2 protein-coding genes are annotated in these 1,134 nt (G+C 47.7%); both read left to right on the forward strand.

The genetic code is table 11. The annotated features are described in order from the left end of the window. Positions 1-417: M24 family metallopeptidase (locus Q0296_RS09075; RefSeq protein WP_298039643.1), on the forward strand; the 417-nt coding region annotated here is incomplete at its 5' end. Continuing rightward, entirely contained in the window at positions 414-914 is a 501-nt protein-coding gene (gene folK, locus Q0296_RS09080; protein WP_298039646.1) for a 2-amino-4-hydroxy-6-hydroxymethyldihydropteridine diphosphokinase, read from the forward strand. The genes Q0296_RS09075 and folK, both read left to right, overlap by 4 nt. The last annotated feature ends 220 nt before the right edge of the window (positions 915-1,134 follow it).

The following is a 1,134-nucleotide window of genomic DNA, read 5'->3' on the forward strand; positions in this document are numbered from 1 at the left end:
AAATTTAAGCGTTACTGCTCTGATCGCACCAGAACTGCTTGCTTTGATGAAAATTTTAACTTTTCAAAGGAGCAAAAATTTAAAAACGCCAAGATGCAAGAAATTTACGAGATCGTAAAAGAGGCTCAGGTTGCTGCGATAAAGGTCGCAAGAGCTGGCGTGAGGGCGTGCGAGATAGACCTTGCAGCAAGAAGCGTGATAGCAAAATCTGGATATGAAAAGTCCTTTTTTCACTCGACAGGACATGGCGTGGGTGTCGATATACACGAGCTTCCAGTCATCTCAGCAAGGAGCGAAACGCTCATAAAAGAGGGCATGGTCTTTAGCGTGGAGCCTGGAATTTATCTAGAAAATGAATTTGGCGTGCGCATCGAGGACGTCGTGGTCGTGCGCGAAAACGGGGCCGAAATTTTATGAGGGTAGCGGGGGCGAGACGGTTTGGCAAATGCCTCTTTTTCCCGAAGGTTTTTGATTTTAAACCGGGCTTTAAAAATAGCGTTATTTTGGGGCTTGGCGGTAATATCGGCGACGTGAAAAAGCGCTTTAATGGGCTGTATTTTAAACTTAGCCGAGACAGCAGGTTTCACGTCGTCGAAAACTCGGCCCTCCTCATCAACGAGGCATTTGGGTTTAAGGAGCAGGCTGATTTCACAAACGCCGTAATGCTCGTGCAAACGAGCCTTGCCGCGAGGCAAATTTTAAAAATAACGGCAAATTTAGAGAGGCGTTTTGGGCGCGTGCGAAGCTTTAAAAACGCGCCTAGGACGCTTGATATAGATATTTTGTATTTTAGCGGACGAAGTAGAAACGACGCGCGGCTAACATTGCCCCATCCCGGCGCGCAAAGCAGGGCTAGCGTGATTTTGCCGCTTGGGACGATGAGGCGCGTTTATAAAAGCGGAGGGAGATTTTAAAATTTAGCGGCCACAAAGCCTAAATTTTAAGCGGGAACGGAAAATGCATAGCTTTTGCCGCGACGATTTGGGCTAGAGGCGGCTAAATTTAGCGAGAAACGAAGGAGAAGATTTGGCGACGAAGTTTTATACGTTTACCGGCGAGAGCAGTATGGAGGCGCTAAAAAAGGCGCAGGCTCAGTGCGGCGAGAGGGCGATCTTGGTAACGACGAAGCAAATT

The organism is uncultured Campylobacter sp., assembly GCF_937890585.1.
GTDB lineage: Bacteria > Campylobacterota > Campylobacteria > Campylobacterales > Campylobacteraceae > Campylobacter_A.

Coding starts and splice junctions, on each gene's coding strand:
- folK (WP_298039646.1), top strand. CDS start 414: ATGAGGGTAGCGGGGGCGAGACGGTTTGGCAAATGCCTCTTTTTCCCG.